29 protein-coding genes and 1 pseudogene are annotated in these 24,044 nt (G+C 55.3%); 14 read left to right on the forward strand and 16 right to left on the reverse strand.

Annotated elements, in window-relative coordinates; all coding sequences use genetic code 11:
* Positions 1-28 precede the first annotated feature (28 nt).
* From BLM14_RS31405 to BLM14_RS07475, 7 genes are all read right to left on the reverse strand, one after another.
* On the reverse strand, positions 29-238 hold the full coding sequence (locus BLM14_RS31405) for a hypothetical protein (protein ID WP_099998790.1): 210 nt from the start codon (positions 236-238) through the stop codon (positions 29-31).
* The gene (locus tag BLM14_RS30930) at positions 231-479 is read right to left on the reverse strand and encodes a hypothetical protein (RefSeq protein WP_157929494.1); all 249 of its coding nucleotides are present in this window, start codon (positions 477-479) and stop codon (positions 231-233) included. The genes BLM14_RS31405 and BLM14_RS30930 overlap by 8 nt, the downstream gene beginning before the upstream one ends.
* Complete coding sequence (locus tag BLM14_RS07445; RefSeq protein WP_099998791.1) at positions 476-739, reverse strand: hypothetical protein; 264 nt, start codon at positions 737-739, stop codon at positions 476-478. The genes BLM14_RS30930 and BLM14_RS07445 overlap by 4 nt, the downstream gene beginning before the upstream one ends.
* Before the next feature lie 267 nt (positions 740-1,006).
* A complete protein-coding gene (locus tag BLM14_RS07455; RefSeq protein ID WP_099998793.1) occupies positions 1,007-1,678 on the reverse strand; it encodes an SOS response-associated peptidase in 672 nt (223 codons plus the stop codon).
* 135 nt (positions 1,679-1,813) lie between these two features.
* Complete coding sequence (locus BLM14_RS07460) at positions 1,814-2,044, reverse strand: hypothetical protein (RefSeq protein ID WP_099998794.1); 231 nt, start codon at positions 2,042-2,044, stop codon at positions 1,814-1,816.
* Between the two features lie 124 nt (positions 2,045-2,168).
* Positions 2,169-2,546 (reverse strand): hypothetical protein, encoded by a 378-nt coding sequence (locus tag BLM14_RS30935; RefSeq protein ID WP_133123977.1) that lies wholly within the window; start codon positions 2,544-2,546, stop codon positions 2,169-2,171.
* Between the two features lie 336 nt (positions 2,547-2,882).
* Positions 2,883-3,611, reverse strand: a complete 729-nt coding sequence (locus BLM14_RS07475; protein WP_099998797.1) for a DUF1194 domain-containing protein — start codon at positions 3,609-3,611, stop codon at positions 2,883-2,885.
* A 568-nt stretch (positions 3,612-4,179) separates the two neighbouring features.
* Here BLM14_RS07475 and BLM14_RS07480 point away from each other — a divergent pair.
* Together BLM14_RS07480 and BLM14_RS07485 are read left to right on the forward strand one after the other, a co-directional pair.
* On the forward strand, positions 4,180-4,470 hold the full coding sequence (locus BLM14_RS07480; protein WP_099998798.1) for a hypothetical protein: 291 nt from the start codon (positions 4,180-4,182) through the stop codon (positions 4,468-4,470).
* A gap of 27 nt (positions 4,471-4,497) precedes the next feature.
* Positions 4,498-4,746 carry a DUF6894 family protein gene (locus tag BLM14_RS07485; protein WP_099998799.1) on the forward strand — a complete coding sequence of 83 codons (249 nt, stop codon included), beginning with the start codon at positions 4,498-4,500 and terminating at the stop codon, positions 4,744-4,746.
* Positions 4,747-4,873: 127 nt separating this feature from the next.
* Here the strand turns inward: BLM14_RS07485 and BLM14_RS07490 are convergent, their stop codons facing one another.
* Entirely contained in the window at positions 4,874-6,229 is a 1,356-nt protein-coding gene (locus tag BLM14_RS07490) for an IS110 family RNA-guided transposase (protein ID WP_099998800.1), read from the reverse strand.
* 457 nt (positions 6,230-6,686) lie between these two features.
* Positions 6,687-6,842, reverse strand: coding sequence for a hypothetical protein (locus tag BLM14_RS30940; protein WP_157929496.1), 156 nt, complete (start codon positions 6,840-6,842; stop codon positions 6,687-6,689).
* A gap of 119 nt (positions 6,843-6,961) precedes the next feature.
* Here BLM14_RS30940 and BLM14_RS07495 point away from each other — a divergent pair, with 119 nt between their 5' ends.
* Positions 6,962-7,321 carry a hypothetical protein gene (locus tag BLM14_RS07495; RefSeq protein ID WP_133123883.1) on the forward strand — a complete coding sequence of 120 codons (360 nt, stop codon included), beginning with the start codon at positions 6,962-6,964 and terminating at the stop codon, positions 7,319-7,321.
* Between the two features lie 109 nt (positions 7,322-7,430).
* On the opposite strand, the gene BLM14_RS07500 is transcribed toward BLM14_RS07495, so the two are convergent.
* From BLM14_RS07500 to BLM14_RS07510, 4 genes and pseudogenes are all read right to left on the reverse strand, one after another.
* The gene (locus BLM14_RS07500; RefSeq protein WP_099998802.1) at positions 7,431-7,862 is read right to left on the reverse strand and encodes a hypothetical protein; all 432 of its coding nucleotides are present in this window, start codon (positions 7,860-7,862) and stop codon (positions 7,431-7,433) included.
* Positions 7,863-8,039: a hypothetical protein gene (locus tag BLM14_RS30945; protein ID WP_157929497.1), complete on the reverse strand. Its 177-nt coding sequence runs from the start codon at positions 8,037-8,039 to the stop codon at positions 7,863-7,865.
* A 37-nt stretch (positions 8,040-8,076) separates the two neighbouring features.
* Positions 8,077-8,421: a hypothetical protein gene (locus tag BLM14_RS07505; RefSeq protein ID WP_100022267.1), complete on the reverse strand. Its 345-nt coding sequence runs from the start codon at positions 8,419-8,421 to the stop codon at positions 8,077-8,079.
* Positions 8,422-8,438: 17 nt separating this feature from the next.
* Positions 8,439-9,112: pseudogene (locus BLM14_RS07510) on the reverse strand (SOS response-associated peptidase).
* On the opposite strand from BLM14_RS07510, the gene BLM14_RS30950 reads away from it, so the two are divergent.
* Positions 9,111-9,593: a hypothetical protein gene (locus BLM14_RS30950; protein ID WP_133123882.1), complete on the forward strand. Its 483-nt coding sequence runs from the start codon at positions 9,111-9,113 to the stop codon at positions 9,591-9,593. The pseudogene BLM14_RS07510 and the gene BLM14_RS30950 sit on opposite strands and share 2 nt — an antisense overlap.
* Positions 9,594-9,937: 344 nt before the next feature.
* On the forward strand, positions 9,938-10,183 hold the full coding sequence (locus tag BLM14_RS07525) for a hypothetical protein (RefSeq protein WP_099998806.1): 246 nt from the start codon (positions 9,938-9,940) through the stop codon (positions 10,181-10,183).
* A gap of 1,200 nt (positions 10,184-11,383) precedes the next feature.
* Here BLM14_RS07525 and BLM14_RS07535 read toward each other — a convergent pair.
* Positions 11,384-11,593: a hypothetical protein gene (locus tag BLM14_RS07535; RefSeq protein WP_099998808.1), complete on the reverse strand. Its 210-nt coding sequence runs from the start codon at positions 11,591-11,593 to the stop codon at positions 11,384-11,386.
* Between the two features lie 605 nt (positions 11,594-12,198).
* Complete coding sequence (locus BLM14_RS07540; RefSeq protein WP_099998809.1) at positions 12,199-12,750, reverse strand: GGDEF domain-containing protein; 552 nt, start codon at positions 12,748-12,750, stop codon at positions 12,199-12,201.
* Between the two features lie 200 nt (positions 12,751-12,950).
* On the opposite strand from BLM14_RS07540, the gene BLM14_RS07545 reads away from it, so the two are divergent.
* From BLM14_RS07545 to BLM14_RS07565, 5 genes are all read left to right on the forward strand, one after another.
* The gene (locus BLM14_RS07545) at positions 12,951-13,391 is read left to right on the forward strand and encodes a hypothetical protein (protein WP_237143491.1); all 441 of its coding nucleotides are present in this window, start codon (positions 12,951-12,953) and stop codon (positions 13,389-13,391) included.
* A gap of 14 nt (positions 13,392-13,405) precedes the next feature.
* Positions 13,406-13,951: a MarR family winged helix-turn-helix transcriptional regulator gene (locus tag BLM14_RS07550; protein ID WP_099998811.1), complete on the forward strand. Its 546-nt coding sequence runs from the start codon at positions 13,406-13,408 to the stop codon at positions 13,949-13,951.
* 257 nt (positions 13,952-14,208) lie between these two features.
* Positions 14,209-14,877, forward strand: coding sequence for a protein-L-isoaspartate O-methyltransferase family protein (locus tag BLM14_RS07555; protein ID WP_099998812.1), 669 nt, complete (start codon positions 14,209-14,211; stop codon positions 14,875-14,877).
* Positions 14,878-15,018: 141 nt separating this feature from the next.
* Positions 15,019-16,416, forward strand: coding sequence for a TolC family outer membrane protein (locus BLM14_RS07560; protein ID WP_099998813.1), 1,398 nt, complete (start codon positions 15,019-15,021; stop codon positions 16,414-16,416).
* A 232-nt stretch (positions 16,417-16,648) separates the two neighbouring features.
* On the forward strand, positions 16,649-17,470 hold the full coding sequence (locus BLM14_RS07565; protein WP_099998814.1) for a PopZ family protein: 822 nt from the start codon (positions 16,649-16,651) through the stop codon (positions 17,468-17,470).
* Between the two features lie 36 nt (positions 17,471-17,506).
* Here the strand turns inward: BLM14_RS07565 and BLM14_RS07570 are convergent, their stop codons facing one another.
* Positions 17,507-17,848, reverse strand: a complete 342-nt coding sequence (locus BLM14_RS07570; RefSeq protein ID WP_099998815.1) for a hypothetical protein — start codon at positions 17,846-17,848, stop codon at positions 17,507-17,509.
* 165 nt (positions 17,849-18,013) lie between these two features.
* On the opposite strand from BLM14_RS07570, the gene BLM14_RS07575 reads away from it, so the two are divergent.
* The 4 genes from BLM14_RS07575 (at position 18,014) to BLM14_RS07590 (ending at position 23,857) form a co-directional block, all read left to right on the forward strand.
* On the forward strand, positions 18,014-20,800 hold the full coding sequence (locus tag BLM14_RS07575; protein WP_099998816.1) for a valine--tRNA ligase: 2,787 nt from the start codon (positions 18,014-18,016) through the stop codon (positions 20,798-20,800).
* Positions 20,801-21,196: 396 nt separating this feature from the next.
* Entirely contained in the window at positions 21,197-22,480 is a 1,284-nt protein-coding gene (locus tag BLM14_RS07580) for an OmpP1/FadL family transporter (RefSeq protein WP_099998817.1), read from the forward strand.
* A gap of 320 nt (positions 22,481-22,800) precedes the next feature.
* Positions 22,801-23,076 (forward strand): hypothetical protein, encoded by a 276-nt coding sequence (locus tag BLM14_RS07585; protein ID WP_099998818.1) that lies wholly within the window; start codon positions 22,801-22,803, stop codon positions 23,074-23,076.
* Positions 23,063-23,857, forward strand: a complete 795-nt coding sequence (locus BLM14_RS07590) for a tetratricopeptide repeat protein (RefSeq protein WP_099998819.1) — start codon at positions 23,063-23,065, stop codon at positions 23,855-23,857. Before BLM14_RS07585 ends, BLM14_RS07590 begins: the two co-directional genes overlap by 14 nt.
* Positions 23,858-24,044: the final 187 nt, after the last annotated feature.

Genomic DNA, 24,044 nt, shown 5'->3' on the forward strand with positions numbered 1-24,044 from the left:
GATCCTTCCACCCCTATGTTTGACCAGCTCAGGACAGAAGGCTCTGATAAGTTAGCTTTCTAGCTCTCACCGTCTCCTCTCCCTTGTGCTCGCTGCAGTACCATTCCTGTCCATAGCGCTTTTCGAAGCCGAATGCTCCCCACGACTTGCAACCTTCATGCATGCAGTAATGCTCGAACAGACCAGCCGGCGCCTTCTCCATGTGCTCGGGGTAGGCAGGCTTAGGTGTTTCAGACATCTTTTTTCTTCAATTTTCTCAACACCGTTTCCACGGATAGCAGCACATTTGGATACATCGCCAAGGCGGTTTCATCCGCAACCTCGATCATTGCTGCCAGAACCTCTTCCTTCGTCCATCCCGCCTCAATGGCATCTCCCAACAGTTCAAGCATTCGATCTTCGATTGCCAACCGGCAGTCGCCACGCCGTCTCAGATCGCGGTTGTTCCGTATTGGGGGGAGTATCTGCCGTTTACTCATTTCCCAACCTCCTTCAGTGATCGAGCAATGGCCAAGCCAATACGCTCATAAATGGGAAAATACTCCAGATGGCGCTCATCCCATTCGGCCGGTGATAGGTCGGTGTCGCCGTCAAAAGTCGAACGGTTCTTCAGGTCAAGCAGCAACTCATCAATGTCATTGGACGTTATTTTCTCGCCAGTGGCCATCGCCAGAAATAAATACTTCATCCAATATTGCGTGGCTCTGAGTTCGATCTGCATTTCCTCGAACAATTCCATTGTCATTCTAACTCCGGGACGTCGCCCGATTGAAACAAGATTGTCGGCGGCCCATAGGTGCTAGTGGCAGGATCAGCATCACGACTCCATGCCAAGACGCCAGCGCAGGTTGCGGCCAAGTACCGAGCCATATGAGTGGCTTCTTCCTCGGTGTTGAACTGCATCGGATCATATGCCGGCAGAAGTCGACCACCGTCAGTACGAGTGAATGCAACTACGACGATGAGGCGAGCGGGATTGGCCATCTTGTAAAGATTGCCTTGCTGTTCAGAGCAGCAACGGTTGTTCTTCTGCGTTGTCGCTGTCAAGCACAACCAACGCTTCATCGGGCAGGGGTCTTTGCAGCTTCAATGCTTCCTCTGCCGGCGCATTCATCCAAACGTCAATCTCCTCCGCGGTGCGCAGTATGACAGGCATGGCCTGTTCGTGGATTGGCTTGACGACGGCATTCGGGAATGTCGTCAGAAACGCAAAGATATCGGCCTGTATCGGGCCCTCCTTTTTCTTCCGCACACTGTACCAACTCGTCCAAATTCCCGCGAACCAGAACAGCGGTTTCTCCTCGTTGAGCGCAAACCAGTAGAGCGGCTTTTTCTTGGTCACCGGATCCGGAACCTTGCCGTATTCGGCAAAGCTCGTCACAGGAACAACGCAGCGATTGGCCGGTGCTATCCAAGGCGCCCAATGCGCGGACTTCGGATTGCGGATATTGGTGACGCCGTAGTCGACTTCGCCCTTTAGATACTGTGGCGGTGTCGGCATGCCCCAACGGGCTATTGCCATCTCCCGGTCTCCATTCGCGTCCTTGCGGCCAATTGGGGCGGGATAGTCCGGGAAGACATCCATCTGCGGCGTCAAACGATTGGTTAAATCGTTGATCGGCAAAAATAGTTGCCGCATCGCTTCAAAGGTCGTGGTGGCGTTGTAAAGATTGCACATGGATATCGATGATAATTCATCTTCCCGGCTTCGCAAGAAGCCAGCTGCGGCAACTTCGCGCTCAACCCATCCCCTACCCAAACTCATGGGTAGCCAGCGACCCATCATGCCCGCCCGCTCGCGGTTCGGCGCTGGCTAACCTTTTTGTTCGTACCAGTCATGGTTCGGATCAAGTAAAATACCATCCACATCGACATTCCATTGCTGCTCGGGAATCCCGGAAGCCTTTGCGGCCACCAATGCGTCGATGGCTTGTTGCGTGCGTATCAGTCTGGTAGTCGATGCATCTCGTTCGCCACCTGTGGCTAACTGAGCTTCGCGCCATCGGACCTGTTTCAACATGGCGATCTTGTCGTCAATGTTCATTCTCTTCTCCGTTATGCCGCCAGATAGTTGGCAGGCTGTTTCTTCAACTCGTCGCGAGATTTCAAGGCTTCTTCGGGCCATGGAATGGATCTCCAAAGCTGAGCTAATTCGAGCTGCGTCAAAGTTACGTCAACGCCGTTTCCGCCAGCATCTGGTTCACATCTTCTGCTCGCGAAGGTTTCCCCAGCCACCATCTTCGCCCTTGACGAAATGGGAATATGTTCTCATTTTGTTCTGCATGACTCGAACACTCAGAACTCTCGGTGAAGCAACACGGCATGGGATGCTGGTACGTGTAGCGTGCCGCAGGTGTAAGAAGGTTGGCTTCTTCGTTGCCAGCGATCTGGCGACTGTTAACGGCCACGACCGGACGTTCAAAAGCCTGAAATTCCGCTGCAAGGAATGCAATGTGGTGGACTGCGAGGTCATGCCTTTCGAGGATGACCGGGATCGGGTCCATACCAAACGCGTTATCTGGCGTCCGGTGCAGATGTAAGGCCATGGCAGCGGATGGCGCCACTATTGGTGACATGATCGACCGAGGCCATTCTCTCTGGGCGCATTGCTATTCGCGCGATTGCCACCATTCCAGTCAAATTGACCTGACAGAATTGGCCAGACGGCTCGGCCGCGACCACGCGGCTATGCGCGAAGACCTGGTACCAAAGTTCCGATGCTCGGCCTGTGGGTCAAAGGACGTGGGCATCACTTCGACGCCCTATTGATGCAGCGCATCATATGCTGGTACAAGCTGTCCGTCGTCAGCGCGGCTGAATGCAACAACGACTATGAGGCGGGCGGGAGTCATGGGCACATACTACCACCAGAGCGTAGAATGTCAGTCTGGTGGGCGGTTCTTGCCGGAAAGCAGAGTGGCCACGGTCTGCGATGAGAGTTCCCTGATCAGCTTCTTTTTGATCGCAGTCGAATAGTCGGCATACGTTCGTACATCCATCACGAATGCATTCGCTCCGACGATTACCCTTTTCGTGTAATAGCTGGCGAGGTCGCCCATATCATCGGCTATAACCAGCGCATTGACGGTCGCCCCCATATGTTCGGCACGCAAGCGTGCCTGGGCCAAGGAAGCCACTTGTCGCCGTTTTGGTGCCGTTGTTTCCTTGCCATCGCCTGAGACGTTCACGACAGATCTGGTCGCGCATAATCTGGGGTCAGAAAGCAGGTCCAGCGCGGACCAGATACCGCTGCCAATGTCCGTATTGCCAAAAACAATGCGCTGATTGTTTTCGGTGGCGCGCGCGAAGGGTTCGGCTCCTTTTCCGCCGCTAATGATGAACCAGTCGAGCCTCTGCGCGGCGAACTCACCATCGCCCCAAAAGACGGCCGAAACAGCGACCGTATTGGCGCTCTTGAGTGCGGAGAGAACATCTCTATCCCGGAAAGCACCTGCAATCGCATATTTTTGAAATGCGTATTCTTCGTCACTGATGCTGCCAGATCCGTCCACAGCGAGGACGAGCGCGATGTCAACGCAAGCGCTCGATTGATACGACGTGGCCGCGATCAAAAACGATGCCGAAGCCATGCAAAGCAACGTCTTGCGCATCCAGCCCCCCGAGGTCGTTTACGATGACCTGCAAGGAAGATATCACGTCAGGTGCGCAAACCTTTCACCCAGTCGGGTTAGACCTGTCTACACATATCTCATATGATTGGCCCCCGAACTCACCTGGAGCCAACTTAATGACAGGCCGGGCCAGCCTGTGGAAAGCAGGGATTGTCACAAACTTGGACTCGCGCTCTTAGAAATCATGGGTCAAGTTTTGGGATGTCACTCCGCCACCATGGCAAGAAAGCAATAATGGCCGAGACCTTCGCCGAAAATACGCTCGGGATGGGTGCACGTTGGCGGGGGATCTGTTGTGGACGGATGAGGAAATAGCCCTGGGAAGCGCATTCACGACAGGACTGCACAATGAGCAAGCTTCTGCCACGGGCACCCCTCGCCGACGCCGATACAACAGAAACTTTTCATATCTCTTGTCAGTAACGACAGGCAAAAAAGAGCCGGACTAAAAAGCCCGGCTTATTTCTCCGCGTCTGGGTCGACTTCTAACTGCCTCTGTATGCCGTTTTCTGCTATAATCCACGGCGGAGGAACGGAGGGACAGAACGTGCCCAGTCGTGAGGAGACTATCACGTCTTGCAAGACGCTGATTGATTTGCACTTTCGAAATATCGAGAAATCACAAAGAAGACTTTTTGAATTGCGAACCTCCTTAGGCGCGAGCGCCGGGGATGATATCGCGTTCAATAAATCACTCATTGAAGATGAAATATGGGAAATCCACAAACTGGAGGTGCTGATAAAGCGCCTTGAACAGTCCCAAAGAAACGACGCTCAATTGTTACGCCGCATGGTACGTTTAGGGGGCAGCTTTTGGCTGAACCGGAAAACGCAATAAACGCGTTTGCAGATGTGGAGCTGTGTCATGCCAACATATCGCTTTGAATTTCATGAAGCCCTCAGGACATGTGCCGTGCGGGGCATCAAGCTGGACGACGACGAAACCGCGACTGCCGAAGCTGTGCAGACTGCTGAGGAAATGCTTCTGGATGGCGTCGTGGATGATTTCGATCGCTTCGACTGGGCGATCAAAATCTTCAATCAATCCGACGAAGCGCATGCCGTGGCCGTCATTCGTTTTTCGGACATTGCGGTTTCAAAACACCGGTCTTGACTGAACGTCATTTAGGTCACGCAGATCATACCACAAATGATCTGCACTCAGTCAGGGTGCTGCTTGGGGAGCACGCTGTGAGGTCGCCAATTCCGATCGGCACAGAAAGGGAATTCCTAAGAAACGCTCAGCCGGGCGCTGGCGCGGGCTGTAGGGTATACCCGAGCGACTTTGCCCTTCGTTCGAGATTGGTGAGGACGCGTCGGCGGTAACTCTCTTCGTAATGGGAGGCTCCCGGATCGCTGTATTTCATACCGTGACGCAGCGTATTGTAGAACAAGACGGCGATTTTGCGGGCCGTGGCAGTGACCGCCTTGGCCTTGCCGACACGTGCGGACAGACGCCGAAAGAATGCCCCCAATGCGGTCTCGGTGCGCCCGACCGCAACCGCGGCAAGCCGCAGTAGTGCCGCGGCCCGGCTGCCAGATCGTCGGGTTCGTGAGGACAACACCTTGCCGCCGGAGATCTTGTTGCTTGGTGAGAGGCACAGCCAGGAGGTGAAGTGCTTGGCGTTTGGCCAGGCCGAGAGATTGGTCCCGCACTCTGCAACCAATTTCAGCGCCAGATAAGGCCCGAGTCCGTGAATCTGGGTGACGTCGCAGCCGAGCAATCCGTGCAGGGCGGCGCGAACATCGAAGGCCGGGCCGTTGGATTGCTTCTTCATTGTCCGCACGCAAGGCGGTTTGCCTACAGAGGCGCACGAGGCCTTCCGCAGCCGTTTCAAGACAGCCTCGATGCGCACGTCACAGAGCGCCACTTTGGCTTGGTAGACGTCGTACAACTCCAGCGCCTGGGTCAGGGCAAAGATGTGCTCTTCGCGATCATTGCCGACGAGCGCCTGACGGATCGTCTCCGCAGACGCATGGCAGCGTGGGTCGCGATGGGCCGCCAGCACCATCGGGTCGCGCTCCCCGGCCACAAGCGCCCGGATGATGGCCATGCCGGTCGCGCCGGTGATGTCTGTCACCACGTGGTGGAGTTGCAGATTCATTTGCGTCAGCGCCTTTTGCATGTGCTGGATGTGCGAAGCGGCATAATCCAGCAAGCGTTCGCGCTGGCGCAAATAGGCGCGCATGACTGCAACTTCGCCCTTCAGCCGGAAACTGGCCCTGAGCAATCCATATTCATGCAAACGCTGCAGCCATTGGGCATCGCTGATATCGGTCTTGCGGCCCGGCACATGCTTGGCATCGCGTGCATTGACCAGTATGACCTCGAAGCCACGCTGGTCGAGTATCTCGAAGACCGGGATCCAGTAGACCCCCGTGGACTCCATCGCGACCGTGCGTACGCCGCACTGCGTGAACCAGTCCGCCAACCGATGCAGATCGCCGGTGAAGGTTCCAAAACTGTGTACCGGCTCGGAAACGTGGTCGGGCCCGACTGCGGCTACGTGCATCGTGGCACCGATGTCGATTGCAGCTGCATTTTGGTGTGTAGGGGAAATATCTCGCTTGCTGCGAGACTTCTTTGTTCCAGACATCGCAAGCTCTCCTATCCGATTGTCGAATGGAGGGGCTGGGCTGTGCCAAAAGATCAAATTCCTAACCGGGATCGCCGCGAACGGCGTCACCACTCTCAAGCGCGCAGCAGCCCATGGACCACGTTAGGTAACGGGGTTAGACACCACCAAAATGCCGACGGCCTCTCCTCTCCAGCGCCCACACTAGCACACCGTTTCTATCCCCGCAGGCGGGACACAGGCCCGCGAATGGTTAGGTAGCAAAAACCACCAGATTTGAAATCGTGCCGTAGCCTTGATCGAGCAGATCAGGGGGAGCCGACGTCCCCGTTCGACAAAGTGGAGGATTGTCTGACCGCGGACGTCCCAACTCACTATGCTTCATCCAAACGGGGGACTTCCAATGGCGGGTTACTTCGGCACGGAGATGCAGCAGCGCCTGCAAGCAAAGGCCGAAGCGAGCGTCGATTTCATCAATTCAACGCCCGGCGCGTGCCCCTGCTAGGCATTTCAGCAGGATCGCCTTGCACAACGCAAGCTTTGGCCCGTCTGCATCCTCCGGCCATTGCTCCAGTATGAACTTCGCAGCATCGTAGGCGGAGGTGATGCCGATGCTGGTGCCACCCTGCAGCACTGAGACAATCTGAAATGACTTGTAATCTCCAACATGGCGGCTACAAGCCGAAACATCGGGCTAATTGAGGCGTTCCGACCCGCAACCAGAGAAAACAGCATATGGAATTGGTCCAACATTTGTTGCGCAAGAAATGGAAAGACGTCCTTTACTTCCTTGTCGTATTAACAGTTGGCGCTGTTATCGCCGAGTACTGGCACTCAATTGAGCTTGAGAAGTTGCAATCCAAGCCACATGTGGTTGGCAAAATTCTTGAGGCGTGGACCACGCCGAGTGGAAGATACGGTTCATGGCGAGAAGGTCGCGTGGCGTTCGAAGTGACGGAAAACGGTAAGCAGGTGAACTGCGAGGTTGTAACGCGTATCGGCTTGTCTTGGGAAACGAGCTTGCAGGCGGGTGATGCTATCGATGTCGTTCCGCTTGGAGGCTGCGACTTTCTGATTGATCGCGTTGTGCGGCGCTGGGGAGGGGGCACATGACCCTTGGCGCTTTGCCATCTTTTTGTGCTGGTCCCCGTTCTGCGTACGCGGCTCAGCGCAACTTTTGACGCCTGCCATGGTCGTCGGTTCCGACATTAGTCTTTTCGGGTCACGGCCGGACACCCATGTTGCCTTTAATTTGTGCCAATCGAATAAGCGTAATGAACGCACATGATGAAAACAGGACGATCAAAAACGGCAAGCCAAAATGATAGATATGAGGTTCTTCCAACCTGAGGACGCCTCGCATGCCTTCGACTCCCATGAATGCGAAAAAATGGAATGTGAGTGCCATGATCGAGGCAATAATGGAGAAAACGATGGGTCTGCTATTCACCAGCTCGATGTTGAGCACGTATAATATCAACAGAACGGCAAAGGCGGGGGCTGAAAAGAAAAATGACCCTAAAATTGTGAAGACGATATACCAACCATATATCGGGACGAATGCTATGTTTGCCGCAACCACTCCTGTTATGTAGGACTTCAGGAGAATCGTCACCTGGCGAGCGCTATGTTTGGGTTCCTGTGTTCTTTCCATTCAGCTTTCACCGTCTCGTTTGTGCTCGCCACAATACCATTCCTGGCCATATCGCTTTTCAAAGCCGAAGGCGCCCCACCACTTGCAGTCTGGGTGCATGCAATAGTGTTCGAACAGCCCGGCCGGAGCTTTCTCCATGTGTTCGGGGTAAGCCGGTTTGGGCGGTGTCTCACTCATCAGTTTGTTTCGTCATCGTGACTGGGTTCGGCTATGGTCATGATCGATCACCAGTGTAGGGATCATCATTGGATGGTCCTGTGCCTACGTCTCCGTTGTAAATGATAATTCCATGCTCAAGGCTGGACATCAAATATACCTCACCATAATCGGCGTGATGCCCATGTATTGCCTTATAGGGGTATTCCTCGGACGAGGCAGAGTGCTTGATCGTGATGTCCGTAAACCTGAACTCGTCATTCGGGTCCAGCGGGAATGCGATGGCGAATGATCCTGGTTCCCCGGATTTGTCGGTCAGTTCTTGCTCAACCTTGTACTCGTCATCAGGGGCGAAGTAGGTCAAATTGAAGTTCTTGCCGCGAAATCTTATAGACCATGTCATCGCTAGGTCCTCCACGCTTATAGTAGCAGCGGTTCGTCTTCCTCGGCTTTCGGCTGTGGCAGAACGATCAAGCCATCGTCTGGCAGCGGCCTCTGCAGCTTCAATGCTTCCTCTGCCGGCGCATTCATCCAAACGTCAATTTCCTCTGCGGTGCGCAGTATGACAGGCATGGCCTGTTCGTGGATTGGCTTGACGACGGCATTCGGACAGGTCGTCAGAAACGCAAAGATATCTGCCCGGACGGGCCCTTCCTTCTTCTTCCGTGTGCTGTACCAACTCGTCCAAATTCCCGCAAACCAGAACAGCGGTTTGTCCTCGTTGAGTGCAAACCAGTAGAGCGGCTTTTTCTTGGTCACGGATCCGGAACCTTGCCGTATTCGGCAAAGCTCGTCGCAGGAACAACGCAGCGATTGGCCGGTCCTATCCAAGGCGCCCAATGCGCGGACTTCGGATTGCGGATATTGGTCACGCCGTAGTCGACTTCGCCCTTTAGATACTGCGGCGGTGTCGGCATGCCCCAACGGGCAATCGCCAGTTCACGGTCGCCATTGGCGTCCTTGCGGCCAATTGGGGCGGGATAGTCCGGGAAGACATCCATCTGTGGCGTTAGGCGATTGGTCAGATCGCTGATGGGCAGGAACAACTGCCGCATCGCTTCAAAGGTAGTGGTAGCGTTGTAAAGATTACACATGACGCTCTACCTTGCCCAAACCCTATTGGCGATGTGGACCGAAATAAACCAAAAAACCAAAGCTGAAATGCATCCTGTCATTACTATGACTATCAACGCTGGTATCCAATCGATGCTGAAGAGGGCACAGCCGATTGTGGCAACAAGCGCTCCTATCGCCAAGAACGGAATTGGAGTGTGCCGCTCTCGCTTAGAACAAATTGCCGTAACGATGGCCGCCGGAAGAAATGAAAAAAGTCCGATAAATGATCCCAAGAAAGACACCAGGAACAACATGCTGTCGGGCTCTTCGTCAAAATCGGCGAACATAGCGGGACCCCCCGCAGCCGTGACTAATACAAAACTTGCGAGCATCGAAGCCACGGCCAGACCGATCAGGAAAAAGGCAACGTGGAATAATGTGGTGGTAAGTGCGCCAGACCATCTCCCATTAGTCATCGTTGTGATCTTTTCCCGATACAGGTTGCACATGGCGCGATGATAATTGATCTCGGGTTCTTCGCAAGCTGCCCACTGCGGCATCAATGATCTTGACGAATTGGGATTATGTTCTCATTTTGTTCTCATGACAATCACAATCCGCACATTGGGGCAGGCCGCCAAGTATCGCATGTTTTTGCAGGTATGTTGCCGGAAATGCCAAAAGGAAACGACGTTCTACGCGCCGGACTTGCTCGCTGTATGCAATCCAGAGCGATTCCTGTCGGAGTTGCCTTTCCGCTGTGACCGATGCGGGGCCAAAGCGACCGATGTCATGGCATTCGAAATCAATCGGGATCGATCCAACAAGAAGCAGCTCGTCTGGCGTCCGGTGGAGATGTAGCCATGTCCAGACCTCTCGATACCATAGGCGCACTGATCGATAACCAGCACAACCTTCTTGCTTATTGCATCTCATGTCGCCATTGCGTGAAGCTTGATCTAGAAGCGCTTGCCGTCAAGCTTGGCCGCGATCACGGCAGCATGCACAAGGACCTGGTGCCAAAGCTCAAATGCTCCGAATGCGGATCGAAGGATATCGCATTGATCCTGTCTACCGAGGAGACGGAAAGAATGCATTTGAGCGGGTGAAGCTGCCGACATTCGAGCAGGCGCACATTTAAAGAGTAGTTTCAACTTTTGGCGGTATTGCCGCCCGTTGATGCATACTCACTTTTGAAACGTTTGTTGATTTAAAAGGGCAATCTATCGGCCTGTCACGCCGGAAGTTTAGCCTTCTCATCCCTGGTGGAACCGAACGCCCATGATGGTGTTGATTCATTCGAAATCAAACGTACTCAAAGGGAGGCGATGATGGTTGAGGAATCAATAGCCGAGCCCCGTCGAATGTTAAAAAGCGGTGATTCGGTCAAGATATTGAAACAGGGTGCCAACAGTGCGCAAGATTCCGGTCCAGGTGACTGGGTCCAGGCTAGCGTATCATCGAACTCAGAAATCGCGCTAACAGTTCGATATTCAGATGGATCTCGGGAGGTAGTTCCGTGGTCGTCAGGTAGGATATGTTGCGCCCGCATTTTCCACTTAAACCCGTCATCGACGGGAAGCGGCTGACGGGACCAGGGGGTGGGCAGCAGTTTGGTTGATTCCATGCGCTACACCGTACTGAGGAACATTTTCAACCAAACGCGGTTTGTTGAAAGTCGGAGGTTACCGAATTCTCTGAAACGGGGCCCGACGTCGTCAAGGTTACAACGGCGTCGGGCCTCACCTAAGTGCTAGATCGTGCAAGGATTGCCTTCAGGGAGATACTATCGATCCAATCTGAGGTTGCTGCGATGAACGACAAGCCCGAACGACGGAGATATAAAACGCCACGGTGGATTAAAGTCTGTATTTTCATTAGCGGCGTGGTCATAGCAGTGATCATAGCAAACGTTTTAACTGGGATGTGAGCCTAAGAGCGAGATTGGTTCTTCTCGGCCTCTTCCAAAAGTACAGAAGCTTTTCGAATCTTTCGTCGGTCTCGGGTAGGCTATGCCCGGTTTGCATATTAGCTGAAAAGTCCTTGTGCCGACTGTCGCGCCTGAACACCTCGTCCGGGTTTTGTGTCGTCCTTTTCTTCTTCGTCATCGGTTGCCCCTGCAGACTTTCCAATGAGGCCTGTAAGGTGGAGCGGGTGCGCAGGTCCGCTCATCTAAGGGCACACAGGGAATTTGCGACACGTTCGGCTCAACATTAGTTGTTCATACTGAGGGAGGAACACCAGTTGTGAGAAGATGTTCCATTTATCCGCAACACAATTTGAGTGCGGATCGAGACTCCACTTATCGTCTAGCGAGGCTTGGTGGACTGCCAGCCAAGCCGTCTCTCCCGCCACACACCGGTAAGCAATTCTTCGATTTCCTCCGCGCTGTGCTGCTGGAAACGACCAGCCAGCGTTACCGCCAAGGCGTAACGGTCTATCCGGGCCGGCCTCATCTCCTCAGCCCTGTCGGCTTGACGGTTGATTTCGCGCATGAGTTCCTCGTCGTCATCCATCATGATTTTACCTCGTTAGAACATAGCCTTCTTTACTGGCTCCTCAACGCCAACATGGCGTTTCAGTTGCATCCTCATCACCGGCTCGTCACCATAGTGATCGACTTCACAGCACACCGATTTGCAAGTGATTGATTTTGTTCAGAACGTCCATTCCTGGCACAGGCCTGCATTTGAGCACCGGCGAGGGCTGCCGTTTTCAGAACGAGGTTTTTTTTGTGCGCATTTGGGCCACATATTACGCCAAAGGAATGGTGCGATAAAAGGAAACCCTCAATGTTATCAACGGTGCGGTAAAAAGGATGGTGCGTCTCGACCGCACCGAACTTTTGCCATCTAGGTGTGGCAGAGCCTCTTGTAAGTCCTTGATATCTAGTGATCGACTTCGCTGCCACACCGACTTGCAAACAATTGATTTTGTTCAGAAAGTCCATTCCGGGCGAGGCCTCCATTCACGGAAACCACCCCCTATTGATCTGATATTGTTGTGCTTTCTGTGGACGCAGATCCGCATTCGCGAGAATTATCAACGAATCATAGGGAATATCGCAGTTCAAGCCCGAAGGACTCACGCTTTTGCTCTGAAACCAGGGGTTTCGGTGTTCGGCCTAGCTGGAGCGCCGTTCGGAATAGCGGCGATAGACGCCTTTCCCGGCCTTCTTGGCGATATAGAGCGCGGCGTCGCCGCACCAAAGGAGACTTTCCGGCGTGTCGCCGTCGCGCGGCGCCAAGGCCGCTCCAATCGTGACACTGATTGCGACTGGCTGGGCCCCGCCAAGATCATAGGGCTGCGAAACCGACCCGATGATGCGGTCGGCGACGCTCGCGACTTCGTTGGGGGTCACCTGCAGCAGGACAATCGCAAACTCATCGCCGCCCATGCGATAGACAACATCATTCTTGCGCAAGCAAGATTGCAGGCGATCGGCCACAAGCTTCAGCAAAGTATCGCCTTCAGCGCGACCGTATTGGTCATTGAAGTTCCTGAAGCCGTCGAGATCAATACAAAGAATTGCAAATTGCAGGCGGTCGTCAAAGTCGCTTTGTGCGTAGGATCCGCAAAGACTATCCAGATGTTCCTCAAGCGCGGCCCTATCGGCCAGTCCGGTCAGTTCATCCTGGCTTATAGGGAAATCGTTGAATCCCTTGATCTCAATCATCTGCTTCGCATTCCTGTCGTTCCCTGAACGACTCCATTTACGTCAAGTATAGAATGACAGGTGCAGCCGCCGAGTTCAATCCCAGATTGGACCTACGGTTAAAGGGCATTGCCTGCATCAGATTATCTTGATAATAAAGATATTAGATTGTAAAGATAATATGGCATGGAACAGGGAGTTGCCGCATGTGGACAGGAACCATGATTTTGACAGCTGCCGCCAACGCTTTGGCGGTGATCGGCATTGGGGGAGGGCTCTATGAGTTTCTGGTGGTCGACCCGTACTGGCCGAAGCGCCAGGACCTCATTCAGCCGGCAAAAGGCGGTATTTCGCGAAAGCGGTTCTGGATACCGGCACATGTCCTATTCGAGCTGACATTGCTGCTGGCGTTGATTCTGAGCTGGTCGATCCCTAACGTGCGCTGGTGGCTGTTGGTCGCGGTCGGTAGCCATGCAATCATGCGTATCTGGTCGGCATTCGACTTCATCCCGAAAGCCCTTGCTTTCGAACGCATCGATACTGGCTTCATCGAGAAAGAGGCGCGAAGCTGGATCCTGCGGAGCCGCTTGCGCCTTCCGCTCGACATTGTCACAGCTCTTGCAACATTATGCGCATTCGTGGCGGCTGCGCGGATGAATTAGGGCAAGAGGACTGAATGGCGAAACATCGCAAAAGCGTTGCGGAAGGGGAAACCCTGCACGATCTGGTCGAGCGCGTCGGATTGGAGATCAGGCGCATGGGCGCGCAGAGCGTGATGATGAGCCACGTGATTGCCGCCCGGTTCGGCCTGCACACGACGGATCTCGAATGCCTCGATCTCATCAATATGGGCAAACAGACCACGGCTGGCGAACTGGCAAAGGCGACTGGCCTGACCTCCGGAGCCATGACGGCTTTGCTCGATCGGCTGGAGAAGGCAGGCTACATAAACCGAATCCATGATTCAGCCGACCGGCGCCGCATCCACATCAGTGTCCGTGAAGATGCGATCGAGCCGATCAAGGCCGTTTATGAGCCCATAGGCAGCCAAATGGCGGAACTCTGGTCGAATTTTACAATCGATGAACTCAAGGTGATCGCGCGATTCCTTGAAAGCAGCACCGATCTCGGTATTGCCTGCACCGAGGAAATTCGAAGCGCGACCACACCGGGATCGCCGACCCGCCGGCGCCCGAGAGCGAGTCGTTTGGAGGGGCAGTGACGCGCCAATGACTTGAAGTGGTGCAGGGAGGCCTCATTCAGAAATTATTAAAAGCCGGATGACCCGGTTACGTTAGTCATTCATTGACGCTGATGGAATTTTTTGCCACATCCTCTGATAAATTAGTGCTTCGTTCAGGAGATGGTCACGCACGTGCGGCCATATAGGCGATGGATTTGAATGCCGACCCGACAGGAGCACGTCACGCGCTTGCAAGCGCTTTGCGTTGCAAGTGCCTTGAGGAAAGCTTGTAGACCATGACGCTGAATTTCGAAGACCTGCGGATCAAGATGGTCGACAATCAGTTGCGTACGACTGATGTGACCGACAAACCCTTGCTTCAGGCGTTTCTTGATGTGCCGCGTGAGGCATTCGTGCCGAGCGCACGTATGCCGCTTGCCTATATCGATGACGATGTCCTGGTTTCGACCACGCAGACAGGCGGACGCTATCTGATGCAGCCTTCGCCTTTTGCCAAGCTCCTGCAGCTAGCCAATATCCAGCCGGGCGATGCCGTCCTCGATGTTGGATGCGCGACCGGATATTCCGCAGCGGTCCTCTCGCGAATCGCCGGTTCGGTGGTCGGGATCGAAAGCGAGACGGATCTTGCCGAGCAAGCGCGTTCGATTTTGCCTTCACTCGGGATCGAGAATGTCGAGGTGATCCAGGGCGCGCTCGAAAACGGCGGCCCGTCCAGGGCTCCGTATGATGTAATCATAATTGAGGGTAGCGTTGATCAGGTTCCTGGTACATTATTTGAGCAGTTGAAGGATGGGGGACGACTTGTCGTGGTTGAGGGGTCTGGAAACGCTGGGAAATCAATGATTTACTTGAAAAACGATGGAATCGTTTCAGGGCGCAGCGCTTTCAATTCAGCAGTCAAACCGCTTCCCGGCTTCGAAAAAGTGGCGGAGTTTGAGTTCTAAACCCCGTCACATATGAGACAAAAGTGCAACGGTTGGCCACTTTGTTTGCAGATTGGAAACGTGTCTGTGGTCAACTTGGAAATTGACGGGTATTTAAAAACACACTGTCGAACCGAATGGTTCGGTCGGGGCTATGAGAGAATGAAGGGGTTTATAGTGTTCAAAGCGGGCAAGCGAGTACTAACCGCAGCGCTAATGTCGGCGACGGTACTGACCACTACGCCTTCGATGGCTGAAACGATCTTTGGCGCCATGGCGAAAGCCTACGAAAACAATTCCTCGCTAAATGCGGACCGGGCAGGCGTACGCGTCACCGATGAAGGTGTTGCTGTCGCCAAGTCGGGATATCGTCCGACAGTCAATGCGCAGGCCGATCTGACAGTGCAGAACACACGGCTGGATGGCGGACGTAATGGGACGAGCAAAACAGGCACGTTCGGCATCGTCGTCAATCAGATGCTGTTTGACGGATTCACAACCAAGAACAATGTTGCCGCGGCGAAGACCCAGGTGCTCGCCGCCCGCGAAAACTTGCGCAACAACGAGCAGAACCTGCTCTTCAGTGCAGCGCAGGCATTCATGGATGTCTATCTTAACCGCCAGATCGTCATTTTGCGGCAGAAGAACCTTGAGTTCCTCGACGAGCAGCTGCGCGCAGCCAAGGCGCGATTTGACGTTGGCGAAGGAACGCGCACAGACGTTGCACAGGCCGAGGCTGAAAAAGCTGCGGCGATCGCAACGCTCAACGTCGCCAAGTCCGACGAGAAGACCTCCGAGGCAACTTACATTCAGATTACAGGATCCGCACCGGATCGACTGAAGCCTGCCTCCATGGCAACGAAGTCCTTGCCGCGGTCGATGGATCAGGCATTCAGCATTGCCACCGGTAATCACCCGGCGATACTGGCAACGATATATGCGGTCGATTCGGCCGGATATACGGTGAAGGCGCGCGAGGGCGAACTGCTTCCGCAGATTGACTTGTCTGCCAATATTTCCCGCGACGAGATTTTTTCAGGCTCGGAGCTTTCAACCACGAGCACTGATGCAACGACAGCGTCCGCAGGTATTCAGGTAACAATTCCGATCTACAGTGGCGGCCGGACATCGGCGCTTGTACGCCAGTCCAAGGAAACCTTGGGCCAGCGGCGCATCGAAGTCGATGTGGCACGCGACAGTGTTCGTCAGGCGATCGCACAAGCCTATTCCGAGATGGAATCAGCCAAGGCGTCGATCGTTGCACAGAAATCCGTGGTAGCTGCAGCGCAGCTTGCCCTGAATGGTGTGATCGAGGAACGCAAGGTTGGTCAGCGTACCACGCTCGACGTGTTGAACGCGCAGGCGGACGTTCTGACAGGGCAGATCAATTTGGCGCAGGCCGAACGCGACAGTGTCGTTACCAGCTATGCGGTCCTGTCAGCCGTCGGCCGTCTGACTGCATCGCAGATCGGTCTCCAGGTTGCGGAATACCACCCAGAGGAACATTACGAAGCCGTCAAGGACAAGTGGATTGGCCTGCGCACGCCGGATGGCCGCTGATCGCAGGACGGCTGACGCCGGGTTTTGCGACTGAATGATTTGCCGTCAGGTTTTCGACCCGGCGGCATTTTCATTTTGACCTTGATCGTCTGCCAGAAGGACTCGGTTTAGAAAAGTCTGTGGGTTAGTCGCAAACGCCTGCCCCGGGGATTCTCAAACGCAATACAAGCCTCTACACTCGATACAGATTCGTTGCACCGCACCGAAACAAGATGTAGTAGGCAAGACCATCATGGCACAATCGTCCAGCGTCGCTCGCGAACCCTCCATGGAGGAAATTCTCGCCTCGATTCGCCGCATCATTGAAGAGAGCGACACGGGCCGGCCCGAAGACTCCTTGCCCCAGCCCGTCAACTCCGATGTTGCTCCGCGCCCCGCCGCTTTCGAGGCCCTGCCTGTCGAACAGCATAGCGAGGAAGAGCTGCAACCGCGCGAGGGTATCGCTGTTTCGCAGGCAATTCCACAATCCTACGAAACCGCACTGGGACGCCCGGCGTCTTCGCTGCAGTCGAAGCTGGTAGAGCGCGAAGCCGCGCAGGCCGTGCCTTCGCCCAAGGCGGAAGACCTGACGCAGCCAGTGACTTTCGTGGAAACGTCGGCCGCTGTTCTGCCCGCCAGTTACGCGGAGAGCGATCTGGAGGCCTTTGTGGCGCCGGAAATATCGCCAGAGCCAGAACCCGTCGCAGCAACGCCGGAACAGATCGTCGCTGAGCCGGTGCAGCCGGAAAATGAAGCCGAAGCCGCTGAACCGGCGACAGTCTCGCCAGCGCCGGACACCCAGCAATTGGACGCGAGCGTGGACGATGAGGTGTCGCTTGATCTCGAGCGTGCGCTTGAGCCGATCCTTTCCGAAGCCACAGAGCGTCAGGTGAGTTCAGCCTTCGAGGATTTGTCGTTTGCTGTGCGCAATGAGCAGCGCCGCTCATTCGATGAGATCGCCCAGGAGATCATGCGGCCCTTGCTGCAGGATTGGCTGGACAACAACTTGCCGACGCTGGTCGAGCGCCTCGTGCGCGAAGAGATCGAACGTGTGGCACGAGGCGGGCGGCGATAAGTCGATCCCGCCTGTGTGTCCGGCCGGCTGCCGGCGCTAGCGCCCCTGAATTACCTTCAGGGCGTTGGGTGTAAGGGACCCCTTGTAGACAGAATTGATGTCATCACGGCTGAGTTTCCCACTAGCGACTCCCTGGACAATGCGCTTGCAGAAGGTTGTCGGCACGCTCGCGACTGACGTTCCCGCCAGGGTAGCGAAAGTCTGACGCAGCTCCCGCGACATGCCACCCACTGTTGTGGAGCAATTTGCGATCTCAGCTTTCTGCTGAGCGGGATTTCGCACGCTGGCCTGTACTTGCTTGTAGCGGTTTTCAGACACCGTGCAGCCCAGAAGCATAAGTGCAACAAGGCACGATGCAACGATATGCAAGACTTTCATTCTATTCCCCCAAAAGCGCCATTGTTGCGCGGCTTATTGGTCGAGAGTTCGCGTTGATTCGTCAAGCGGGCACAAAGTGCATTTGACAAGTCATCATTGACTTATTCCCGGCCATTCGGTTTACACCGTAGCCAACCCCTTTCCGCAAAATGACGGACTATTTGTATGCTTGAGAAGACGTATGACGCCGCGGCCGTAGAGCCAGAGATCGCAAAGCGCTGGGACGAAGCCGGAGCCTTCAAGGCGGGTGCCGGTTCGAAGCCGGGCGCCGATCCGTTTGCGATCGTCATTCCGCCGCCAAACGTGACGGGTTCTCTGCATATGGGGCATGCGCTCAACAACACGATCCAGGACATTCTCGTCCGCTTCGAGCGCATGCGTGGCAAGAACGTGCTGTGGCAGCCGGGCATGGACCATGCGGGTATCGCCACGCAGATGGTTGTCGAGCGGCAGTTAATGGAACGCCAGCAGCCGGATCGCCGCGCCATGGGCCGCGAGAAATTCGTCGAGCGCGTCTGGGAATGGAAAAGTGAATCGGGCGGTATCATCGCCGGCCAGTTGAAGCGCCTCGGTGCATCCTGCGACTGGTCGCGCGAGCGCTTTACCATGGATGAGGGGCTGTCGAAGGCTGTTCTGGAAGTCTTCGTAACGCTCTACAAGGAAGGCCTGATCTACAAGGACAAGCGTCTCGTAAACTGGGATCCGAAACTGCTGACCGCCATTTCCGACCTCGAGGTCGAGCAACGCGAGATCAAGGGGCATCTGTGGCATTTCCGCTATCCGCTGGAAAACGTGGCGTTCGATCCGGAAAATCCGCATACCTACATCGTCGTGGCGACGACCCGGCCTGAAACCATGCTGGGCGATACGGGTGTTGCGGTTAATCCCGACGATCCTCGCTATCACGCGCTTATCGACAACAATGTCGTCCTGCCGCTGGTCGGGCGCCACATTCCGATTGTCGCGGATGATTATGCCGATCCGGAGGCCGGTTCCGGTGCGGTCAAGATCACGCCTGCCCATGATTTCAACGATTTCGAGGTCGGCAAGCGTAACGATCTGCGCCAGATCAATATTCTCAACACGGACGCGTCGATTCATCTGCAGGACAATGACGATTTCCTCGAAGGCCTGGAGCCGTCGAGAAATCTCAGTCTGCTGATCCATGTTCTGGACGGCAAGGATCGATTTGCTGCCCGCAAGCTGATCGTCGAGATGATGGAAGAGGGCCGTTACCTCGACAAAATCGAGGATCACACGCATATGGTGCCGCATGGCGACCGCGGCGGTGTGCCGGTCGAACCATACCTTACTGACCAGTGGTATGTGAACGCGGCGGAGCTTGCCAAGCCGGCAATTGCCAGCGTGCGCGAAGGCCGGACCAATTTCGTCCCCAAGAACTGGGAAAAGACCTATTTCGAATGGATGGAGAACATCCAGCCCTGGACGATCTCGCGCCAGCTCTGGTGGGGTCATCAGATCCCGGCGTGGTATGGCCCGGACGGGCAGGTTTTCGTCGAGCGCAGCGAGGAGGAGGCGTTGAGCGCCGCTGTCCAGCATTATCTCGCGCATGAGGGCCCGATGAAGGCACATGTTCAGAACCTGCTTGAGAATCTGAAGCCGGGCGAAATCCTGACCCGCGATGAAGATGTGCTCGATACGTGGTTCTCGTCGGCGCTGTGGCCGTTCTCGACGCTGGGCTGGCCTGACAAGACACCGGAACTCGCCACCTATTACCAGACCGACGTTCTGGTCACCGGCTTTGACATCATCTTCTTCTGGGTTGCCCGGATGATGATGATGGGCCTGCACTTCATGAACGAAGAGCCGTTCCACACGGTTTACGTACATGCACTGGTTCGCGACAAGAACGGCGCCAAGATGTCGAAGTCGAAAGGCAACGTCATCGATCCGCTCGAACTGATCGACGAGTATGGCGCGGACGCGCTGCGCTTCACCCTGGCGATCATGGCGGCCCAGGGACGCGATGTGAAGCTCGACCCGAGCCGGATCGCCGGCTACCGCAATTTCGGCACCAAGCTGTGGAATTCGACACGCTTTGCCGGAATGAACGGTGTGGCGCGCAACCCATCTTTCCGCCCGGAGAATGCCAAGCTCACCGTCAATCGCTGGATCCTGACAGAGCTGACGAATGCGGTGCGTGATGTCACCGACGGTATCACCAGTTATCGGTTCAATGAGGCTGCCGGCGCTGCCTATCGCTTCGTCTGGAACCAGTTCTGCGACTGGTACATCGAACTCTTGAAGCCGGTGTTCAATGGCGAGGATGCGGAGGCAAAGGCGGAAGTTCAGGCCTGCGCCGCCTATGTTCTCGACGAAATTTACAAGCTGCTGCATCCCTTCATGCCATTCATGACGGAAGAGCTGTGGGCGCTTACGGCAGGCGAGGGACAGGCGCGCGAGACGCTGCTGTGCCATGCAGGCTGGCCGGAGCCGGATTTCCTCGATGCCGAAGCTGCAGCCGACATCAATTGGCTGATCGATCTCGTCACCGGTATTCGCTCCGTGCGCGCCGAAATGAATGTGCCGGCATCGGCGGTCGCGCCGCTGGTGGTGATTGGTGCCAACGAGGTGACGAAGGAACGCCTGCAGCGTCACGAGGCGTCGATCAAATGGCGCGCGCGTGTCGAGACAATTACGTTCGCCGACGATGCGCCAAAGGGTTCGGCGCAGTTCGTCATCGGCGAAGCGACCGCGTGCCTGCCGCTCGGCAGCCTGATCGACGTGAATGCCGAAATTGCCCGATTGACCAAGGAAGCCGGCAAGATCGCCGATGAATCGGAGAAGATCGGCAAGAAGCTCAGCAATGAGAAGTTCGTCGCCAATGCGAAACCGGAAATCGTCGAAGCCGAGCGCGAGCGGCTTACCGAGCTTCAGGCCTCGGCCGAAAAAATCGAAACGGCGATCCGCCGGGTGCGCGAAGCAGTTTGAATACCTGCCGCTTCGCTCCGCTTGAGCGAATCCCGGCGCAACCAAATCAGGACTTCCCCTTGCAAAGCATGGGGAAGCTCCCCATTTCGGTCGATGAAAAGCCCCAATTTTGTCATTTTTGAAGGCCGTTGCATTTGAGCAACAACGGGTGTTTTGGCGCAAAAACCACCGATTTTGCCTCTAACCAATTCGGTTTAGTACCAAAAATCCCCGAATTGTGATCGAGAAACTGCGAAATTTTGTCGTTTTGCGATCCTCTGCCTGTTTTTGGAAAAATCAGCCCGCTGCAAACCCGTTGCACGATTGGCGGGCTTTGTTACCTATTACGTATTGGTAACAATTTTGCTGAACTGTTGTGGTGTTCAGGAAGTTTTTCAGACTTTCGGGGGAGAACTAATGTCTAAGGCTATTTCAACGATCTTGGGTGGGGCATTGCTCGTAACGGGCATGGCCTCTGCCGCTCAAGCCGGGGGGCTGGAGCGCGGAGGCTACAACTGGGATTTGCTGTTCGACCCTAGCCGCGTTGCAACGGAAGCGGGCGTAATCTACGTCATGCCTGACCGTAAGTTCAAAAACGCCCGCGATATCAACCCGCTTGACGGGCGTGGCGCTGACGGTATCGGCGGCGGATCAACCTCTGGTCATGAAACGCCAAATTATACAATTCCACGTTTCGGCGCCAAACTCGGCATCACTTCGGACTTGGATTGCTTGGGCTCATATTCTGAACCATGGGGTGTCCACACAAATCCAGGTGCTGATTGGGTGGGTGCAAACCAGAACATCGAGACAAAGATCGACAGCAAGGACTACGGTCTGACCTGCTCGTATAAGTTCGACGTTGGCAAAGGCTATCTCCGTGCAATCGGCGGCGTGTCGTACCAGGAAGTCGAGGGCTTCAAAGAGCGGCTCGTGCTTGGCCAGGTTCTGCAGTCGCCGGCTGCCGCCTTCGGCTTTGACGGCACGGGTAAACTCGCTCTGAAGGGTGACGGATGGGGCTGGCGCATTGGTGCTGCCTACGAGATTCCGGATTACGCGTTCCGGGCAAGCTTTATCTATAACGCCGAGATCGATCTAGGACGGATCAACGGCACGATCGACGTTACAGAAGTCCCTGCCGCTTTTGCTAATCCGCTTTTGCCCTTTGCCGGACGCGTTATCGACGTGTATGGCACAGCAACGATGCCACAATCGGCCGAGTTCCGACTGCAGTCAGGTATCGCTCCCGGCTGGCTCGCTTTCGGCTCGGTCAAATGGGTCGATTGGAGTGTTTTGAACGTTGTGGGCTTCTGCTCCGTGACCGTGGCGAATTGCGTTCCTAGCGCCTATGCCACGTCGCTCGACCTAATGTTCCAGGACGGCTGGACCATCAGCGGTGGTGTTGGCCATAAATTCAACGATCAGTGGAGCGGACAGGTTCAGCTGAGCTGGGATCGCGGCACATCAACGGGCCTGACCACACAGACCGACACCTGGCTGCTTTCGACCGGCGTTGCCTATACGCCTAACGATAAGTTCGAAGTTCGCGTCGGTGGTGCGGTCGGCATGCTGACATCAGGAGAGTATGGCCCTCCACGCAGCTGCCCAAGCAGGTCTGGCATCTGCGGTGGCGATGTTGCCTACGACTTTGGTGACGACTTTGTAGGTGCGCTCTCGCTCTCAGCCAAGCTGAAGTTCTGATCCAAGCCTTTTATATCAGAGAAAAGCCCGGCAACCGCCGGGCTTTTTATTGAGCCGGAACAGGCTGATACGCAGGCCGGTTCCGGCGCAAAATCATTTTTCTGCCGATCAAATTTTGTGACGATTCAGCAACACTTCTGCGCGATGATTTGTGGCGTTGGGGCGGGGGGCAAATTTGCCTACTTTGCGCCACAAACCCGGAGCACCTCGAAAGGGCGGCAACCGCGGTTGGTTGAAGGCATTTGCATGGTGCAGATGTTCCGCGTGGGGAAATGATGGACGCGACTCCTAATTCACAGGCAAACACTTCAAGCCGTCCCATGATGCTTGGCTATCATATGATTTTTGACGTGATGTGTCTGTCCCATGCTCCTGTTTCCGCTGAACCAAGCTCTTTCGCATTGGTTGGCCGCACTATTGCCGGAAAGCGGTCAAATGATTGCTGGAATGATGTGCAAGATTTCAACATTCCGTTGCGAGCTGCCGTGTTGATGCAGTCTGGCGGGAGTTGCACCCAGGTTGCTGGTATGGCGCGCGGCGCTGCCGCGACACAGCTGGTCAGGGTGAAGAAAGAACAGTGCCATGTTCATCGCTGATCGCCTCCTTTCTTCCCTTGTCGGGATCGGCCTTTTGATGGGCGCCATGACGATGCCTTGCTTTGCCTTCGATACCCAGAATGAGGTGAAGGAGGATTCCAGTCCATTCGCTCTCTTCAAGTTCGGATTCTCTGCATACAAGAATGGCCACAAGGACGAAGCGGTCAAAGCATTGCGTTTTGCCGCCGAGAAGGGGCATCAGGGCGCCAACTGGAAGCTCGCCCGCATGTATGCTGAAGGCGACGGCGTCAAGGAAGATGACTACGAAGCCTACAAGATGTTCGAACAGGTCGTTCAAGAAGGCGCCGACCAGGGCACCGAGAACGAAAGCTATGTCGCCGACGCACTTGTTGCGCTGGCCGGCTACGTGAAACGCGGTATCCCGAACTCGCCAATCAATTCGAATCCGGGAGCGGCGCGCGATCTTTATTTGCAGGCGGCATCGAATTTCGGTGACTCCGATGCGCAGTTCGAGCTTGGCAAGATGTTGATGAAGGGCGAGGGCGGTCAGCCCAATCCCAACCAGGCTGCACGCTGGTTCCGCCTATCGGCGCAGAAGGGGAATGCGGGCGCGCAGGCCATGCTCGGCAATCTTCTATTCCAGGCCGGCAAGACCGTGCGCGGCCTGGCGATGATGACGGCGGCGCTGGAGCACGCCAACAAGCAGGACCGCGTCTGGATCGGCGATATTCAGGAACAGGCGTTTTCCCTGGCCGACGAGGCCGACCGGCGCACCGCAATGGTGCTGGCCGAGGATATCATCAAGACTGGTGATTTCTGAGAGCCGCATGCTCACGTTTGAGCAAAGTCACTCGGCCCAATGGATTAATGGGAATGCTTTGACGGCTTCTTCTCTTTGCCATCATTTCTGGTGATGTATGCAAAAAAAGCAGCAAGGAGCAGGGCTCCAACGGGAGCCATACTTGTCAAAAGCAAATATTCGAGATTGCTCAATTGACCATTCTCCC

It is taken from the genome of Phyllobacterium zundukense (genome assembly GCF_002764115.1).
Classification (GTDB): domain Bacteria; phylum Pseudomonadota; class Alphaproteobacteria; order Rhizobiales; family Rhizobiaceae; genus Phyllobacterium; species Phyllobacterium zundukense.

Coding starts and splice junctions, on each gene's coding strand:
- BLM14_RS31405 (WP_099998790.1), bottom strand. CDS start 238: ATGTCTGAAACACCTAAGCCTGCCTACCCCGAGCACATGGAGAAGGCG.
- BLM14_RS30930 (WP_157929494.1), bottom strand. CDS start 479: ATGAGTAAACGGCAGATACTCCCCCCAATACGGAACAACCGCGATCTG.
- BLM14_RS07445 (WP_099998791.1), bottom strand. CDS start 739: ATGGAATTGTTCGAGGAAATGCAGATCGAACTCAGAGCCACGCAATAT.
- BLM14_RS07455 (WP_099998793.1), bottom strand. CDS start 1,678: ATGTGCAATCTTTACAACGCCACCACGACCTTTGAAGCGATGCGGCAA.
- BLM14_RS07460 (WP_099998794.1), bottom strand. CDS start 2,044: ATGAACATTGACGACAAGATCGCCATGTTGAAACAGGTCCGATGGCGC.
- BLM14_RS30935 (WP_133123977.1), bottom strand. CDS start 2,546: ATGGCCTTACATCTGCACCGGACGCCAGATAACGCGTTTGGTATGGAC.
- BLM14_RS07475 (WP_099998797.1), bottom strand. CDS start 3,611: ATGCGCAAGACGTTGCTTTGCATGGCTTCGGCATCGTTTTTGATCGCG.
- BLM14_RS07485 (WP_099998799.1), top strand. CDS start 4,498: ATGCCAACATATCGCTTTGAATTTCATGAAGCCCTCAGGACATGTGCC.
- BLM14_RS07490 (WP_099998800.1), bottom strand. CDS start 6,229: ATGTCTGGAACAAAGAAGTCTCGCAGCAAGCGAGATATTTCCCCTACA.
- BLM14_RS07500 (WP_099998802.1), bottom strand. CDS start 7,862: ATGGAAAGAACACAGGAACCCAAACATAGCGCTCGCCAGGTGACGATT.
- BLM14_RS30945 (WP_157929497.1), bottom strand. CDS start 8,039: ATGAGTGAGACACCGCCCAAACCGGCTTACCCCGAACACATGGAGAAA.
- BLM14_RS07505 (WP_100022267.1), bottom strand. CDS start 8,421: ATGACATGGTCTATAAGATTTCGCGGCAAGAACTTCAATTTGACCTAC.
- BLM14_RS30950 (WP_133123882.1), top strand. CDS start 9,111: ATGACGCTCTACCTTGCCCAAACCCTATTGGCGATGTGGACCGAAATA.
- BLM14_RS07525 (WP_099998806.1), top strand. CDS start 9,938: ATGTCCAGACCTCTCGATACCATAGGCGCACTGATCGATAACCAGCAC.
- BLM14_RS07535 (WP_099998808.1), bottom strand. CDS start 11,593: ATGATGGATGACGACGAGGAACTCATGCGCGAAATCAACCGTCAAGCC.
- BLM14_RS07540 (WP_099998809.1), bottom strand. CDS start 12,750: ATGATTGAGATCAAGGGATTCAACGATTTCCCTATAAGCCAGGATGAA.
- BLM14_RS07545 (WP_237143491.1), top strand. CDS start 12,951: ATGATTTTGACAGCTGCCGCCAACGCTTTGGCGGTGATCGGCATTGGG.
- BLM14_RS07550 (WP_099998811.1), top strand. CDS start 13,406: ATGGCGAAACATCGCAAAAGCGTTGCGGAAGGGGAAACCCTGCACGAT.
- BLM14_RS07555 (WP_099998812.1), top strand. CDS start 14,209: ATGACGCTGAATTTCGAAGACCTGCGGATCAAGATGGTCGACAATCAG.
- BLM14_RS07560 (WP_099998813.1), top strand. CDS start 15,019: ATGAAGGGGTTTATAGTGTTCAAAGCGGGCAAGCGAGTACTAACCGCA.
- BLM14_RS07565 (WP_099998814.1), top strand. CDS start 16,649: ATGGCACAATCGTCCAGCGTCGCTCGCGAACCCTCCATGGAGGAAATT.
- BLM14_RS07570 (WP_099998815.1), bottom strand. CDS start 17,848: ATGAAAGTCTTGCATATCGTTGCATCGTGCCTTGTTGCACTTATGCTT.
- BLM14_RS07575 (WP_099998816.1), top strand. CDS start 18,014: ATGCTTGAGAAGACGTATGACGCCGCGGCCGTAGAGCCAGAGATCGCA.
- BLM14_RS07580 (WP_099998817.1), top strand. CDS start 21,197: ATGTCTAAGGCTATTTCAACGATCTTGGGTGGGGCATTGCTCGTAACG.
- BLM14_RS07585 (WP_099998818.1), top strand. CDS start 22,801: ATGATGCTTGGCTATCATATGATTTTTGACGTGATGTGTCTGTCCCAT.
- BLM14_RS07590 (WP_099998819.1), top strand. CDS start 23,063: ATGTTCATCGCTGATCGCCTCCTTTCTTCCCTTGTCGGGATCGGCCTT.